Annotated in this window: 11 protein-coding genes; 5 read left to right on the forward strand and 6 right to left on the reverse strand. The window is 67.8% G+C overall.

Features of this window, described 5'->3' with window-relative positions; genetic code table 11:
- Positions 1-55: 55 nt before the first annotated feature.
- The 5 genes from ACK4E3_RS11375 to ACK4E3_RS11395 form a co-directional block, all read right to left on the reverse strand.
- Positions 56-442, reverse strand: coding sequence for a hypothetical protein (locus ACK4E3_RS11375; RefSeq protein WP_409700740.1), 387 nt, complete (start codon positions 440-442; stop codon positions 56-58).
- 49 nt (positions 443-491) lie between these two features.
- A complete protein-coding gene (pth, locus tag ACK4E3_RS11380) occupies positions 492-1109 on the reverse strand; it encodes an aminoacyl-tRNA hydrolase (RefSeq protein WP_409700743.1) in 618 nt (205 codons plus the stop codon).
- Positions 1110-1186: 77 nt separating this feature from the next.
- Complete coding sequence (locus ACK4E3_RS11385; protein WP_409700746.1) at positions 1187-1828, reverse strand: 50S ribosomal protein L25/general stress protein Ctc; 642 nt, start codon at positions 1826-1828, stop codon at positions 1187-1189.
- A gap of 191 nt (positions 1829-2019) precedes the next feature.
- Positions 2020-3102: a hypothetical protein gene (locus tag ACK4E3_RS11390; protein ID WP_409700749.1), complete on the reverse strand. Its 1083-nt coding sequence runs from the start codon at positions 3100-3102 to the stop codon at positions 2020-2022.
- Positions 3103-3273: 171 nt separating this feature from the next.
- On the reverse strand, positions 3274-4209 hold the full coding sequence (locus ACK4E3_RS11395) for a ribose-phosphate pyrophosphokinase (protein WP_409700752.1): 936 nt from the start codon (positions 4207-4209) through the stop codon (positions 3274-3276).
- Between the two features lie 267 nt (positions 4210-4476).
- Here ACK4E3_RS11395 and ACK4E3_RS11400 point away from each other — a divergent pair, with 267 nt between their 5' ends.
- From ACK4E3_RS11400 to ACK4E3_RS11415, 4 genes are all read left to right on the forward strand, one after another.
- Entirely contained in the window at positions 4477-5325 is an 849-nt protein-coding gene (locus tag ACK4E3_RS11400) for an outer membrane protein assembly factor BamD (RefSeq protein ID WP_409700755.1), read from the forward strand.
- A 51-nt stretch (positions 5326-5376) separates the two neighbouring features.
- Entirely contained in the window at positions 5377-7080 is a 1704-nt protein-coding gene (recN, locus tag ACK4E3_RS11405) for a DNA repair protein RecN (protein ID WP_409700758.1), read from the forward strand.
- Between the two features lie 80 nt (positions 7081-7160).
- Positions 7161-9389 (forward strand): S9 family peptidase, encoded by a 2229-nt coding sequence (locus ACK4E3_RS11410; protein WP_409700761.1) that lies wholly within the window; start codon positions 7161-7163, stop codon positions 9387-9389.
- A 146-nt stretch (positions 9390-9535) separates the two neighbouring features.
- The gene (locus ACK4E3_RS11415; RefSeq protein WP_409701269.1) at positions 9536-11062 is read left to right on the forward strand and encodes an amidase; all 1527 of its coding nucleotides are present in this window, start codon (positions 9536-9538) and stop codon (positions 11060-11062) included.
- A 4-nt stretch (positions 11063-11066) separates the two neighbouring features.
- Here the strand turns inward: ACK4E3_RS11415 and ACK4E3_RS11420 are convergent, their stop codons facing one another.
- Entirely contained in the window at positions 11067-11561 is a 495-nt protein-coding gene (locus ACK4E3_RS11420; protein WP_409700764.1) for a GAF domain-containing protein, read from the reverse strand.
- Between the two features lie 317 nt (positions 11562-11878).
- Between ACK4E3_RS11420 and ACK4E3_RS11425 the strand changes: the two genes are divergently transcribed.
- Complete coding sequence (locus tag ACK4E3_RS11425; protein WP_409700767.1) at positions 11879-13279, forward strand: tetratricopeptide repeat protein; 1401 nt, start codon at positions 11879-11881, stop codon at positions 13277-13279.
- Positions 13280-13291 lie beyond the last annotated feature (12 nt).

Genomic DNA, 13291 nt, shown 5'->3' on the forward strand with positions numbered 1-13291 from the left:
AATCAGCAGAGATGAGGGTCCGACCGCGCGGGCCGGAGCGGCAGGGGTTCGCTGATCAGGAAAGGGGCGGTGCAGTCGAGGGCGGCCTGGGCGGTGCGCGCGCAGGCGGCGGTGTTTCATGACGGGCCTGTTGCCATACCACGGGCTCGCCGGAGGCTGCGGGCGCAGCGACTTGCACGACCAGGGGGGCGGGCAGCGCCGTGGCCGAGGCCATGATGCATGACGCGCATTTCAGGCCCTCAAGGCCCTCGCTCTGGCTGAGGTCGAGGCTGCGCGGGCCTTCGGGCGTGCACAGCACCACCGCATCGCCATGAGCCGTGCTGGCGGCCAGAGCGGGCGGCAGCAGTGCGGCAAAGGTCAGGGCAAAGGTGGCGCACACCAGCGCCAGTGCCCGCCAAAGTGGCCAGCTTGAACGCTGCTTGTGATGCGCGACGCGGCTCATGAAAGCGCTCTAGCTAGGCTGAGCGCCCGTGTCCATGCGACAGCTTCACCTAGCTGTCGCCCGATGTCTTTCGGGGGTCGAGTTTGGGGGCGGGTGCAAGGCGCAGCACCTCGGCCTGGAACTTTTCATCCTCACCGGCCACCATCAGGGGCAGGCTGTCGGCGATGGCGTCCAGCATGGGTCGCAGCCAGGCCAGCTCGGCCTTGTGGAAGTCGGACAATACATGGCCATGCACCAGCGCCTTGTCGCCGGGATGGCCGATGCCCAGCCTCATGCGGCGAAAGTCGGCACCGATGTGGCTGATGGTCGAGCGGATGCCGTTCTGGCCCGCCGCGCCGCCACCCGTCTTCATGCGCAGGCGACCGGGTGCCAGGTCGATCTCGTCATGCATGACGATCACGTCGGCGGGCTGGAGGCGAAAGAAGCGCATGGCCTCGCCGATCGCGCGTCCGCTCTCGTTCATGTAGGTCTGGGGCTTGAGCAGCAGCACCCGCACCGGCCCGGCATCGGTCTTCACCTCGCCGTCGCGGGCGATGGACTGGAACTTGGCGCGCTCCGGCCCGAAGGACCAGCGATCGGCAATGGCGTCTGCGGCCATGAATCCGATGTTGTGACGGTTGCCCGCGTATTTGGGGCCGGGATTGCCCAGACCGGCGAGGATCAGCATGGCTCAGGCTCCGGATGCGAAACGGCCCCGCCTCGGATACCGAAACGGGGCCGCAGAATGAAGCGCGATGACGCGGATCAGTCTTCCGATTCGCTCTCTTCAGTGGTTTCGGCCGTGGACTCCTCGGCGGCCTGATCGGCGGCTTCGGACAGGGCGGCGGACGACACCTTGATGGTGGCGATCACGAAATCGCGGTCGGTGATGGTGGGCTGGGCGCCTTCGGGCAGGGCGATGTCCGACATGCGGATGGTGTCGCCCAGCTGACGGCCGGTCAGATCGACGACCAGCTCCTCGGGGATGCGGTCGGCGCGGACACTGATCTCGACGTCGTGACGAACGACTTCGAGCGAGCCGCCCTCGCGGAAGGCGGGGCAGTCATCGTGGTTCTTGAAGTGCACGGGAATGGCGATCTTCACCGGAGCCTTCTCGTCCACGCGCATCAGGTCGAAGTGCACCGGCACGTCCGACACGGGGTGGAACTGCACGTCCTTGGCAATGACCGGCTGGGTCTCGTCACCGTACTTCAGGGTCACCAGGTGGCCCAGCAGCTTGCCGGTGTAGAGCGACTTGCGGAAGGAACGCTCGTCCACGGCGATCGGCACGGGGCCAAGCTCGCCACCGTAGAGGATGCCGGGCACCTTGCCCGAACGGCGCGCGGCGCGGGCGCTGCCGGTGCCGACGCCATCGCGGACTTCGACGTTCAGAATGATCTCGGCCATAGGGCTCGCCTCAAAGCAAAGCCGCCTGCCCGAAGTGCCCGGCCTTGGCCGGTACAGGCGGCGGGGGTCGTGGACCCGTAAAATCAGGAGCGCGGGCTATTACACGCTTCAATCCCGATACGCAACCGCCCCCGCGCACGAAGCGAAGGGGCGGACCGGTCATCGGCGCGGGCCGATGGGAAGCGTGGCGATCAGTTGCCCGGCTCGGCGGCTGTCTCGGCCGCATCGCGGGTGGCGCCCTCGACCGAAGGGGCCGAGGCGATCAGGGTCACGGGTGTGGGCAGGCTCATGGTCACGGCGCCTGCGCTCTGCACGGTGCACTGGGCCAGATCGCTCATGATGTGGCGCCCCACACAGAACATGTCCTCATAGTGCGGGCGCGAGGCGGTCAGGCACTGGAACAGGTTCAGCTTGGACATCCGCAGGCAGAACTGGTGGGTGCTCTCGTCGGACAGAATGTTGGTCGTCTCGATGCTCTCGTCGCCCGCAGCCCCCAGAACCGCGAGGGCGGCGATGGAGAGCGAGCGGATCACCGCAGGGGTGTAGGGCGGGTCCTGCTGGGCGCGCGAGAGGTCCAGACCGTTGCCGGTGTGGGCGGCGGCGAACAGGCGGGCCGATTCTTCGGCGGTGGGCAGCATGGGCGCGGCCGACAGGGCCTGAACGTGGGCGATGCGCGCGGGGCGGTCGTTGACGGCCTGAACCGCCCAGCGGCGCCGCGGATCGTTGCGCTCCTGAATGGTGTAGGCGTCGTTCTCGATCGACTGGCCCAGCGCCGCGATGGCCTGGGCTTCCTGAAGCCAGGAGGCCGCGACCATGCCCGCAGCCTGACGCGCGCCGGGAAGCTGGGCGGCATAGACCGGATCGGCCAGAATCTGATGGATCATGGTCTGGCGCGCCTCGGGGTCCGTGCCCATCCGGCGCACGCCCTCGACGAACTCGCTGGACTGCAGGGCCACGATCACCCCGTATGCGATCATGCCGCGCGAAAGCTGGTTCGGCTCGTAGTTGGCGCCGCGGTTGAGCGCGACATGGATGGCGTCACCGCTCTGGAAGCCGCCTTCCATGGCCGACATGTCGCGCATGAAGGCCAGATAGATCGAGGCCGCCTCGCTGACCGAGCTGTTCAGCGCCAGCACGGGCGGCGGCGGAGGCGGCGGAGGCGGCGGGGGCTCGGGAGCGGTGCTCTCACACGCCACCAGAACACAGGCAGACAGGGCGGCGGCGATAAAAAGGCCCTTGCGGCCCGTCGGGAAGGTGCGGCGCAATCCGATCATCAAGGCGTTTCCCCGTGCGGGGCCCCCTACTGTTTGGCTCACACCCCCTGCGAGCCCGGCGCATCGAGCAAGAAGGAGGCGTGCAAGTCAAGGACCGCAGGCGCCGCCTGACTGCGCCCGGTCCGATCTCACGAAGGGGATTATAACGCCGCGAGAAGTCTTGTTCGATGCTTAATCGAACAGTTTGGAGACCGATTCCTCGTTGGAGATGCGCCGGATCGCCTCGCCGATCAGGGCTGCAACCCCGACAGTGCGTATCTTTGGGCAGTCCTTGACGGCCTGGGGCTGCTCGATGGAGTCGGTGATCACAAGTTCGTTGAGAACCGAGTTCGTGACCCGCTCGACCGCCGGGCCCGACAGCACGCCGTGGCTGATGTATGCGGAAACCTCCGATGCGCCCCGATCGATCAGGGCCTGGGCGGCGTTCACGAGCGTGCCGCCGGAATCCACGATGTCGTCGAACAGGATGCAGCGGCGCCCCTCGACATCGCCGACGATGTTCATGACCTCGCTCTCGCCCGCGCGGGGCCTGCGCTTGTCGACGATGGCGATTTCCGAGCCCAGCCGGTCTGCGAGGGTGCGCACACGCACCACGCCGCCCACGTCCGGCGAGACGATCATCAGGTCCGATGGTTTGGGGTAATGCTGGCGTACGTCCTGGGCCAGCACGGGCAGGGCGAGCAGATTGTCGGTGGGAATGTCGAAGAAGCCCTGAATCTGGCCCGCGTGCAGGTCCATGGTCAGGACGCGGTCGGCACCTGCGCGGGTGATCAGATTGGCCACCAGCTTGGCCGAGATGGGCGTGCGCCCGCCCGTCTTGCGGTCCTGACGCGCATAGCCGAAGTAGGGCATCACCGCCGTGATGCGCCGCGCCGACGCCCGCGCCAGGGCATCGATGCTTATCAGCAGCTCCATCAGGTTGTCGTTGGCGGGAAAGCTGGTGGACTGGATGACGAACACGTCCTCGCCACGCACGTTCTCGTCGATGGTGACGAATACCTCGTTGTCGGCGAAGCGGCGCACGTCCGCGCGGGTCAGCGGCAGATCGAGGTGGGCGGCAATGCCCTGGGCCAGCGACCGGTTCGAGTTCCCCGACATGAGCTTCATGGTCCGGTCATCCTTTCGCCGTGATCGCAGGTCTGATTGATCGAGGTGGGGGCTGGTCCCCGCGCGCCTTCTATAGGTCAGGGACGGTCAGGTGAAGGGCCATGGCGCCTCAATCCGCCGCCTGCGGCCTTGAAGCATCCGCTTTGCCGCGAGCAAGCGCTTTGTCGATTGTCGCAGCGGAGCCTGCTGGTATAGATGCCTGATGCCGGGAGTGCCGGTGTCGGCGGCCCTGATCCCCGCCTTCGTTCGATAAGATGAGGTCCACTGTTGTTTGCCAAGGCTAGCCGATCCGGTCTGATTGCGGTGTCCGCCCTGATGGTGGCAGCCACCCTGAGCGCCTGTGTGGGCGATCGTCAGCGCCCCCGCCTCGTCTATGAGGAACGCCCGGTGGAGCTGCTCTACAACACCGGCTTCCAGCGCATCGAACAGCGCCGCTGGCGCGATGCCGTGGACTATTTCCAGGAGGTCGAGCGTCAGCACCCGTTCTCGGAGTGGTCGCGCCGCGCCATCCTGATGCAGGTCTATGCGCACTATCAGAACCAGCGCTATGCCGATGCCATCGCGGCGGCCGACCGTTTCATCCGGCTGTATCCGGGCAGCCCCTCGGCGGCCTACGCCTATCACATGAAGGCCGTGTGCTACTTCGAGCAGATCGTCGACGTGGGCCGCGATCAGGCCTCGACCAATCAGGCCCTGCTGGCCCTGCGCGAGGTCGTGCGCCGCTATCCCAACTCGCCCTATGCCACCGACGCGCGCGTCAAGATCGACATGGTCAATGACCAGCTCGCGGGCAAGGAAATGGAGATCGGCCGCTGGTACCAGCGCCAGCAGCAGCCGCTGGCGGCCATCAACCGCTACCGCACCGTGATCGACAACGAGGAGTTCCAGCGCACCTCGCACACGCCCGAGGCGCTGTATCGTCTGGTCGAGGTCTATCTGACGCTGGGCCTGCGCGATGAAGCCATCCGCAACGGCGCGGTGCTCGGCCACAACTTCCCCGGAACGGTCTGGTATTCGGACGCCTACCGCCTGCTGACCGCCGAGGGTGCCCAGCCCGAGGTGGCTCCCGAGGGCGGGACGCGCCGCAACTGGCTGAGCCGCATCCTGCCGGGCTGATCGCGCCTCGCGGCGAGGTCCGGCACCGCAGAATCGGCTAGAACATAGGCCATGCTGAGCCTGCTATCGATTCGCGACGTGGTGCTGATCGAGGCCCTGGACCTGGAGGTCGGGCCGGGCCTCACCGTGCTGACCGGCGAGACGGGCGCGGGCAAATCCATCATTCTCGATGCGCTCGGCCTGGTTCTGGGCGCGCGCGCAGATGCAGGCCTCGTTCGGACAGGCGCGAAGGGTGCCTCGGTCAGCGCCAGCTTCGACCTGCCCCCCGACCATTCCATCTTTTCCCGGCTGGCCGAGCGCGGGATCGATGCCGACCCCTCCGAAGGGCTGATCCTGCGCCGTACGCTCGGCAGCGACGGGCGCAGCCGCGCCTTCATCAACGATGCCCCGGTGGGCGTCACGGCGCTGCGCGAGATCACCACTTCGCTTGTCGAGGTTCACGGCCAGCACGAGACCATCGGTCTGCTGGATGCGCGCACCCATGCGGGCCTGCTCGATGCGTTCGGCGCCCATGCCGGCCAGCTGGCCGAAGTGCGTGCGGCCTTTGTTGCCTGGCGGGAGGCCCGGCGCAGGCTGGACGAGATGCGGCTTGAGGCCGAGCGGGCCGCAGGCGAGGTCGAGGATATGCGCGCCACCCTCGATGAACTGGACCGGCTCAACCCGCGCGAAGGCGAGGAAGCCGATCTGGCCGGAGAGCGGGCCATTCTGGGCGCGTCGGAAAAGGCGCTGGCCGATCTCGATGCAGCGCGGGAGGCGCTGGGCGGCGACGCCCTGACGCAGAAACTGGCCCAGGCGCACCGGGCCATCACGCGCGCGGCCGAGCGGATCGGGCCTTCGCTCTCGGGCGATCATCCGGTGCTGGCGCGCCTTGGCGATGCAGCCGAGGCCATCGACCGCACCCTGGTCGAGGCCACAGAGGCGCTGGCAGCGGTGGATGGTGTGGCCAGCGTGTTCGATGTCGATCCCAGCCGTCTGGAGCGGGTCGAGGAGCGCCTGTTCGAGCTGCGCGCCATGGCCCGCAAGATGCGCATGGATGTGGAAGGTCTGGGCGTCGAGCGCGAGCGGCTGCGCGCGGTCCTGCACCGCATCGAGGACGGCGGGGCGGCGCTGGCCGAGGCCGAGGCCGATCTGGCACGCCTGCGCAGAACCTTCGAGGGTGCGTGCGCCAGCTTGAGTGCGGCACGGGCCGCCGCCGCCGAGAGGCTCGGCGCGGCCGTCATGGCAGAACTGGAGCCCCTGCGCCTTGGCCGGGCACGCTTTCATGTCGCGCTCACGCCTCTGGCCGACGATCAGTGGGGCGAGCAGGGTGCCGAGCGCGTCCGCTTCGAGATCAGCACCAATCCCGGCAGTCCCTTCGGCCCGCTGGATGCCATAGCCTCGGGCGGCGAGCTGGCGCGCTTTGCGCTTGCGCTCAAGGCGGCGCTGGCCTCGCGGGGCGACGGACCCCAGCCGCTCATGATCTTCGATGAGGTTGACCAGGGCGTCGGCGGTGCCGTGGCAGAGGCCGTGGGCCAGAGGCTGGATCGTCTGGCACGGGACGCGCAGGTGATGGTCGTGACCCACTCGCCCCAGGTGGCGGCCTTCGGGCGCGCCCACTGGAAGGTGTCCAAGGCCGAAGCAGGCTCCGGCACCGTGACCCGGCTCGACGTGCTCGGCACCGAGAGCAGCGAGGAAGAGATCGCGCGTATGCTGTCGGGCGCAGAGGTCACGGACGCGGCGCGCGCGGCGGCAAGAGCGCTGCGGCGCGCGGGCTGAGGCACGCCCCGCGCCTGGCTTGGGTCATTATGGCCTTTCGGGGGATGACGGGGGCGAAAAGCGCCGCTAGCTTGGCCGCCATGAAACGTCTCGTTGCGCTCGCGGCCATCGCCGCCCCGCTCATCCTGATCGTCACACCTGCGGCTGCACAGGAAGGCCGCCTGACCGTGGAGCGGGTCTTTTCAGACCCCAGCCTCAGCGGGCCGATCGCCCGGGGCGTCAGCCTGTCGCCCGATGGCGAGCTGGCCGCCTTCCTGCGCTCGCGCGAGGACGATGTGGATGTGCTGGACCTGTGGGCAGCGCCTCTGGATGGCACCGAGCCCTATCGCCTGATCGACGCGCGCGCGCTGGTTCCCGAGGCCGGCGAGCTCTCCGAGGCCGAGCGCGCCCGGCGCGAGCGCATGCGCATCAGCCAGCGCGGCGTGGTCGAATATGCATGGGACAGCCAGGGCCGCTACATCCTTGCGCCGCTGGAAGGTGACATCTTCCTCGCCTCGCGCGCCGATGGCAGCGTGCGCCGCCTGACGGAAACGCCTGCTGACGAGATTGACGCCAAGGTCTCCCCGCAGGGCAACTATGTCTCGTGGGTACGCGAGCAGAACCTTTACATCCACGACCTGGCCACGGGGCGCGAGCGCGCCCTGACCACGGATGGCGAAGGCACGCTGAGCTGGGCGACAGCAGACTTCATCGCTCAGGAGGAAATGGACCGCGACACCGGCTACTGGTGGAGCCCGGACGAGCGTTACATCGCCTTGGCGCGCGTGGACGAGAGCACGGTGGACATCGTGCCGCGCTTCGACATCGCAGGCGGCAGCGCAACCATGGTCGAGCAGCGCTATCCGCGCGCGGGCCGTCCCAACGCGGTGGTGGACCTCTATGTGATCGAGGTGGCCAGCGGGCGCATGACGCGCGTGGATCTGGGCCAGAACCGCGACATCTATCTGGCGCGTGTCAACTGGTCCAAGGACGGGCGCACCGTCTATGTCCAGCGCCAGTCGCGCGACCAGCGAACCCTCGATCTGCTGGCCGTGGATGCCGCCACCGGGCGCGGCCCGGTGATCCAGAGCGAGACGTCGCCCGCGTGGGTCGATCTGACCCACGACTTCAATGCCCTGAGCGATGGCAGCTATCTGTGGAGCTCGGTGCGCGACGGCAACCGGCACATCTATCATCATGCTTCGGACGGAAGCGTGATCCGCCAGCTGACATCCGGCGACTGGCCCGTGCGGCGCATCACTGCCGTCAACGAGGAGGCGGGGCTGGTCTATTTCGTAGCCTCGCCCGAAACGCCCATCGAGCAGCATCTTCTGGTCGTGCCGCTGGACGGCTCGGCGCCCGCGCGCCAGCTCACCCGCGCCGGTGGCTGGTGGACCGTGGATGTGGCCAGCGACGGATCGGGCTTCGTGGGCACCTATTCCGACCCGAACACGCCGCCCCAGACGGCCCTGTTCGACAATGAGGGCACCTTCGTGCGCTGGATCGAGGAGAACCGCCTCGATGCCTCTCACCCCTACTATCCCTATCTGGCCCGCCATGTGACACCGCGCTACGGCACCTTGCGCAGCGAGGACGGGCACGAGATGCACTATGCCCTGCTGCTGCCGCCTGACTTCCAGGAAGGACGCCGCTATCCGGTGATCCTCGATGTCTATGGCGGGCCGGGCGTGCAGCGCGTGACCCGCGGCTGGCAGCCGATCAATTCGCGCCTCTATCTGGAGGCGGGCTACATCGTCATGCGCATGGACAACCGCGGCTCCAGCAACCGCTCGGAAGCCTTCGAGAAGGCTCTCAACCGCAGGCTCGGCACCGTCGAGGTGGACGATCAGATCGTAGCGCTCGACTGGCTGCGCCAGCAGCCGTTCGTCGACCCTGAGCGGATGGGCGCGACGGGCTGGAGCTATGGCGGGTTCATGACCCTGATGCTGCTGACCGACGAGCGTTCGGGTCTGGCTGCTGCGACCTCGGGCGCGCCGCCGACCGAGTGGGGCCTCTATGACACCCACTACACCGAGCGCTTCATGGGCACGCCAGAAGAGAATGTGCAGGGATATGCCGACTCTGACGTGGTGGCGCGCCTCGACCGGCTGTCGGGCCGTCTGCTGCTGATCCACGGCATGGCCGATGACAATGTGATCTTTGCCAACACCACGCGGGTGCTGGAGGCGTTGCAGGTGCGGGGCGTTCCCTTCGACACCATGCTCTATCCCGGCCAGCGCCACGGCATCCGCGGCAATGAGCGGGGGCTTCATCTGTGGCGGACCTATCTCGAGTTCTTCGACCGCAACATCGGCGAGGGACGCCGCTAGGGCGCAGCCTTGCCACGGGCCTGCTGGCACTCGGCCTTGCGCTGGGCGCCGCAGGCTCCGCAGCGGCTCAGGCGGGGCCGGACTGGCTCTCGAACCCGCATGAGCGGGCGGCATCGGCGGCGGCACTGCTGCGCAGCGAGCCGCTCATTGCCTACGAGGATGGCGCTGCCCTGCTGGAGCGCCAGAGCGGGGGCCTGTCCGCCGAGGCCATCACCCGTCAGTATCTGGAGCGCATCGCGGCGCTGAATGACGGCGAGGCCATCGCGCTTCGGGCTGTCATTGCGGTCAATCCTGCGGCCATGGACGATGCGCGCGCCCTCGATCAGGCCCGTGCGGGCGGGCAGGTGCTGGCGCTGCACGGCCTGCCCGTCCTCATCAAGGACAATATCGAGACCCGCGAGCTGCCGACGACGGCGGGCTCGCTGGCCCTGTCGGCCAATGCACCGGGGCGCGACGCCCCGCTGGCGGCACGTCTGCGCGAGGGCGGCGCGATCATACTGGGCAAGGCCAATCTGTCCGAATGGGCCAATATCCGCTCGGCAGGCTCGATCAGCGGGTGGAGCGCGGTGGGCGGTCTGGTGCGCAACCCGCATGCCCTGGATCGCTCGGCCTGTGGCTCAAGCTCGGGCAGTGCCGTGGCGGTGGCCGCGGGCCTTGCGTGGGCCGCCATCGGCACGGAGACCGACGGCTCCATCGTCTGCCCTGCGGCCGTCAATGGCATCGTCGGTTTCAAGCCCACGGTGGGCCTTGTCTCGCGCACGCACATCATTCCCATCAGCGAGAGCCAGGACACCGCCGGTCCCATGACCCGCAGCGTGCGTGATGCAGCCCTGATACTTGGCGTCATCGCAGGCTCGGACCCGAGCGACCCGGCCACCATTGAGGCCGATGCGCGGCGCGAGGACTATGCGGCCCTGCTCGATGCCGGATCGCTGGCGGGCACGCGCATCGGCGTGGTGCGCTTTCTGACCGGCTATCACGCCGAGACGGATGCCACCTTCGAGGCCGCCTTGCAGGTGCTGCGCGATCAAGGTGCCATACTGGTCGAGATCACCACGGGGCCAGACCGGGCGGCCATCGGCAGGGCCGAGTTCGCGGTGCTGCTGAGCGAGCTTCGCACCGGGCTCAACGCCTATCTGGAGAGCACCGACCCGGCGCAGGTGCCGTGGCGCAGCCTGTCGGACATCATCGCCTTCAACCGGGGCGAGCCGCGCGAGCTTGCCCTGTTCGGCCAGACCTATTTCGAGGCTGCGGAGCGCACATCAGGGCCGGACGATCCCGACTATCTCGCGGCGCTGGAAACCTCGCGGAGACTGGCTGGCGAGCAGGGGATCGACGCCATGCTGAGCGAGCACGATGTGGTGGCTCTGATCGCACCCACCACCGGCCCGGCCTGGGCCATCGACGTGATCTATGGTGACCGCGTGGCAGGCTCGGCCAGCCAGCTTGCCGCCGTGGCCGGTTATCCGCACCTCACCGTGCCCATGGGGCTGGCGGAGGGCATGCCGGTAGGTCTGTCGTTCTTCGGCGCGAAATGGAGCGATGCGCTGATCCTCTCGCTGGGTTACGCCTTCGAGCAGGCCAGCGGCGCGCGTGTGCATCCCGCCTTGGCGCCTTCGGTGGAGGCGCGCCCCGAGGTGGCCCGTGCCCTGCGCCCGGCGGGGGCGCACTGAGGCGTCAGGCGGCAAAGACCTTGTGCATCAGGCGCTCCAGCGCCTCGGCGTCCACCTGATCGAAAGCCGCCTTTTCGGTCGCGTCCACGTCCAGCACGGCGATCAGCGCGCCGGTGGCATCGAATACCGGCACCACGATCTCGCTTTCGGAGCGCGAGTCACAGGCGATGTGGCCGGGGAAGGCGTGCACGTCCTCGACGATCTGGGTCTTGCGCTGTGCCGCTGCCGTGCCGCACACCCCGCGACCGAAGGCGATGCGCAGGCACCCGAGCGTGCCTTGATAGGGGCCGACCACCAGCTCGTCGCCTTTGGCCGGATCCACCACATAGAAGCCCGTCCAGAAGAAATGCTCGAAGGCATCGTTCAGCATGGAGGCAACGGTGGCCATCTGCGCCACCCGGTCCGATTCGCCCTCCAGCACCGCCAGGATCTCGCCCTCCAGCTCAAGATAGCGCGCGCGCTTGTCTTCGGGCCGGTCGTCGCGGGGCTGATAGCTCATGAATTCACCTGAGAGGGGAGAGAACTGTGGCTTCGGTGAGATAATGCACAGCCCATCTTCGCGCCAGAGGCGTGAGAGTGATGGCACAAGCGTGGCAGGTCTTACGGCCAAGCTTATGAAGAATCGCGCAAAACGAGATTTCTTCGCCTCATCGGCAACGGCTTCACCTCATTGGCGTTAACCTTGACAGCTGCTTACCTTGGTCAGCACCCTCGCTTTCGGGCGTGGTGGGGCCAGTCGGGGCTTGGGGTTATATGTGGGGTAGAAGGTCTCCTGACGCTGACCGGATCGGTCGTGGCCGCAGTGCGTGGCCGCTCGTGGCCGTCGCAGGTCTGATTGCCGCCGTATCGCTGGGCGTGGCCAGCTGCGGCGATCGTATGCCGCCGTGGAAGCGCGACGTGCGTGATGCCTCGGCACAAGGCTGCCCGCGACCGACATCCGTGTTGCAGGGCGCGGACTTCAACGATCAGGAACGCGAGATCCGCCACCTGCGGCGTCTGGCCTTCCGCGGCGACTTCTTTGCCCAGCTCGAGCTTGGCGCACGCTACGCCTCGGTTCGCGAGACCGACCGCAACCTCAACGATCCCATCGAGGCCTCGACCTGGTACGCCATGGCGCTGGCCAACGCTGAGGGCTATGCGCCGATCAACCGCGCGGTGCGCGACGGCATCTTCGGCTGGCGGCCGCTGTCGCGCTATGACGACTGCCGGGCGTTCGAGCGCTCCCAGGCCTATCTGCAGCTTGAGCGCCATCTCAGCCGCATGACACGCGAGGAGCAGGACCAGGTGCGCGACCGGGTCATCTATGTGCTCTCGACCCAGGATGCTGCCGGCTATCGCACGCTGGCGCGCCTGCATGACGCGCTCTACGGACCCTTTGGCGAGCCTGCCGACAACCGCGAGGCGCGTCGCGCGCTTGGCTATCGCGATGTCGGCGACCGGGGCCGTCGCGGCGGCTACCGCTCCACGCTGAACCTGTTCCCGCGCAACGACGTGGACGCCTATCTCTACAACTATCTGGCGGTTCAGACGGGCGACGTGGGCGCTTATGTGCTGCTGCGCGACTTCGAGCGCTCGGCCGATTACCGCCGCAACTACGGCACCTTCGTCGAGGCCAAGGCGCGGCGCTGGGTGCCGCCCTTCGAGTTCTATCCCAATACCGCGCCGCGCTCGGGCGTGCCCCATTCGGACGAGAGCCGCGCGCGCGGTGATGCGCACGAGTTTGCCTTGCAGCGGATGCAGGAGCTGCCGTTCGTGCACGTGGGCCGGGCGCTTCGCTATCTCGGCATCACCGAGACCGTGGCCCTGCGCCCCGCCGATCTCAGCATGCGCCAGGTCGAGACGCTGGAGGCCATGCTGGGCCATCCGATGGAGGGTCGGCTGTCCTATCTGGAGCGCGTGCGCGCCATCCAGATGGCGGCCATGAACGGCTCGTCCGAGGCTCAGCTTGTGCTGGCGGTGATGTATGCCGAAGGCATCGGCGTGCCGGCCGACTACGCGCGCTCGTTCCACTGGTTCTCGGAGGCCGACCGTCAGGGCTCGCCCGAGGCCAAGTTCGCCATGTCCACCTATTTCGCCCTCGGGGTTTCGGGTGTGGCCGACCAGGACAAGGCCCAGGCCGTGGTCTACCGCCTCGAATCCGCCCTCTCAGGTTTCCGCCCCTCGGTGGCGCGCATCCAGGCGATCCTCGCCCAGGTGTCGCGCTCGCAAGGTCAGTAAAGGATCGGGATC

Source organism: Brevundimonas sp., from assembly GCF_046299595.1.
GTDB lineage: Bacteria > Pseudomonadota > Alphaproteobacteria > Caulobacterales > Caulobacteraceae > Brevundimonas.

Bases quoted from the DNA above. Each gene is read 5' to 3' on its own strand.
- ACK4E3_RS11420 (WP_409700764.1), bottom strand. From the start codon at position 11,561: ATGAGCTATCAGCCCCGCGACGACCGGCCCGAAGACAAGCGCGCGCGC.
- ACK4E3_RS11385 (WP_409700746.1), bottom strand. From the start codon at position 1,828: ATGGCCGAGATCATTCTGAACGTCGAAGTCCGCGATGGCGTCGGCACC.
- ACK4E3_RS11395 (WP_409700752.1), bottom strand. From the start codon at position 4,209: ATGAAGCTCATGTCGGGGAACTCGAACCGGTCGCTGGCCCAGGGCATT.
- pth (WP_409700743.1), bottom strand. From the start codon at position 1,109: ATGCTGATCCTCGCCGGTCTGGGCAATCCCGGCCCCAAATACGCGGGC.
- ACK4E3_RS11390 (WP_409700749.1), bottom strand. From the start codon at position 3,102: ATGATCGGATTGCGCCGCACCTTCCCGACGGGCCGCAAGGGCCTTTTT.
- ACK4E3_RS11410 (WP_409700761.1), top strand. From the start codon at position 7,161: ATGAAACGTCTCGTTGCGCTCGCGGCCATCGCCGCCCCGCTCATCCTG.
- ACK4E3_RS11375 (WP_409700740.1), bottom strand. From the start codon at position 442: ATGAGCCGCGTCGCGCATCACAAGCAGCGTTCAAGCTGGCCACTTTGG.
- recN (WP_409700758.1), top strand. From the start codon at position 5,377: ATGCTGAGCCTGCTATCGATTCGCGACGTGGTGCTGATCGAGGCCCTG.